The sequence below is a fragment of the Candidatus Zixiibacteriota bacterium genome, from assembly GCA_018820315.1.
Lineage (GTDB): Bacteria > Zixibacteria > MSB-5A5 > JAABVY01 > JAHJOQ01 > JAHJOQ01.
The window spans coordinates 1-2555 of record JAHJOQ010000146.1; the positions used below are offsets into that span (position 1 = coordinate 1).

A 2555-nucleotide genomic window follows, 5' to 3' on the forward strand; every position below is an offset into this window, starting at 1 on the left:
AACTGATCGAGCACATTCTCCGCATTCTTCCATCCAGCGACAGGGCGAAGTTTGCCGTGGGCTATTTCTTCCTCTCCGGCTTTGAGCCGCTGCGTAACGATTTGAAGCATTTGGGCGAGATCCGTTTACTCATCGGCAACACCACCAACTACCCAACGCTCGAACAACTCTCCGAAGGATACAAGCGGCTTGAGCTTGTGGAAGAAGCGGCGAACCAGGTCAAGTTCATCAAGCGCGTGGACGAATCGAGGAACGTCAAGGTAACGGCAGAGAACCTTAAAGAAGCAGTCTCTCTCATGGATCAGACAGACGGTAACGAAGAACTTCTTGTAACCGTTGCCGGACTCATAGAACAGAAGAATCTCAAAGTGAAAGTCTATACCAAAGGTCGGCTGCACGCCAAGGCATACATCTTTGACTACAAACAGGATGGCAGGTACGAGAAGGGGATCGCTATTGTCGGCTCGTCCAACCTTACGCTTTCCGGAATCTCACACAACACCGAATTGAATGTGGTCGTGCACGGCGAAGACAACCACATTGAACTATCCCGCTGGTTTGATGAGTTGTGGGAGGAGTCGAAAGATTTTGACGAATCGTTGATGATAGAGTTGAAAGCTTCATGGGCGTTGGCTCCCGTCCGTCCATACGACATCTACATGAAGACGCTCTATGAACTCGTGCGAGACCGTCTGGAAGAAGGCGAAGCCGTAGACATTCTCTGGGAAGATGAGATCACCTCCAAGCTTGCAGACTTTCAGCGGGTTGCTGTGAGGCAAGCTATCCAAATTATCAGAGAATATTCAGGTGCATTTATTGCAGATGTCGTCGGAATGGGGAAAAGTTTTATAGGTGCTGCTATTCTTAAACACTTTGAACGAACAGAACATGCACGCCCTCTTATCATTTGTCCAGCGACACTTGTAGAAATGTGGGAAGGGTACAACGAAGTCTATCAACTCAATGCTCGTGTGCTATCAATGGGGATGTTACGTGAGCAAGCAGAAGCTGGAAGAAATATTCTTCTCGAAGACATCAAGTACAGAGATAGGGACTTTGTGCTCGTGGACGAGAGCCATAACTTCCGGCACCATACAACGCAGAGGTACGAAATCCTGCAGGCATATCTCAGCGCCGGGCGTAAGCGATGCGTATTCCTCACGGCAACGCCACGCAACAAAGCCGTCACGGATGTATACAACCAGATCAAGCTCTTCCATCCCGACGACAAGACCGATCTTCCCATCGATCCACAAGACCTGAAAAAGTATTTCAACATGATCGAAAAGGATGAGCGACGCTTGCAAGACCTGCTTGTCCACATTCTTATTCGCCGCACACGCAACCACATACTCAAATGGTATGGTTTCGACAGTGAAACACATCAACCGGTAGATCCAAATCGTTATGCAGAATATCAATCGGGAAAAAGAAAAGCATATGTACTCGTTGGCGGCCGACACCAGTTCTTCCCGAAGCGTGAGCTTGAAACTATTGAGTATAGCATCGAGACGACGTACAACGGATTGTACCAGCGACTCCGTAGTTATCTCGGCAAGCCAAGAAACCAGAGACATGCTAAAGCTGACAGGGAACTGCTCTATGCCCGTTACTCTCTGTGGGACTACGTCGTACCGGAAAAGCAGAAGCGTCAACCGTATCTTGATTTGCACCGAGCCGGAGCTAACCTGTATGGACTGATGCGGGCGCTGCTCTTCAAGCGGTTTGAGTCGAGCGTCTATGCGTTCAGAGAGACACTCAAGCGCATGATCCGCATACATGAAGGTTTCGTGAAATCGTTGGACAAAGGCATCGTGCCTGCAGGAGATGAGGCGCAGGGCATCCTCTATGAATCCGACAAGTACGAGGAAGCCGATCTGTACGATGCACTGACTGAGGCGAGCGAGAAGTACAGAATTGAAGACTTCGACAAGGATAGAATCGTACGAGACGTGAAGCATGACCTGGAACTGCTGAAGGAAATGCTCGGTCATGTGAAAGACATAACGCCAGAGAAGGATGCCAAGCTACAGACATTGTTTAAGTGGCTCGATAAGGACGTACTCTCGCAAGGCAAGCTCCTCATCTTCACCCAGTTTGCTGATACTGCTCGCTATCTGTTTGAAAACCTGAATCCTGGCGCTAAGGACGATGAGATTGAAGTCATCTATAGCGGCGACAAGAGCAAGTCAAAGGCTGTTGGACGCTTTGCACCGAAAGCAAATCCCGATTACAAATTCCCTAAAGGTGAGGTGGAGATTAGATTGCTTATCGCAACGGATGTCCTTTCAGAAGGTCTCAACCTTCAGGACGGCGACAAGATGATTAACTACGACCTCCACTGGAATCCGGTACGCCTTATCCAGCGGTTCGGACGCATTGACCGCATCGGGTCAGAGAATGAAGTCGTTTGGGGATACAACTTCCTCCCAGAAACTGAACTGGAAAGAACACTCGGGCTCCACGCAACATTGCACAATCGCATTCAGGAGATTCATGATACGATCGGAGAGGACGCACAGATCCTTGATAAGACGGAGCGGGTGAACGAAGAA

1 protein-coding gene is annotated in these 2555 nt (G+C 49.3%); it reads left to right on the top strand.

The window, feature by feature from the left end; genetic code table 11:
• On the top strand, positions 1 to 2555 hold a 2555-nt coding region (locus KKH67_14170; GenBank protein MBU1320326.1), incomplete at both ends, for a helicase.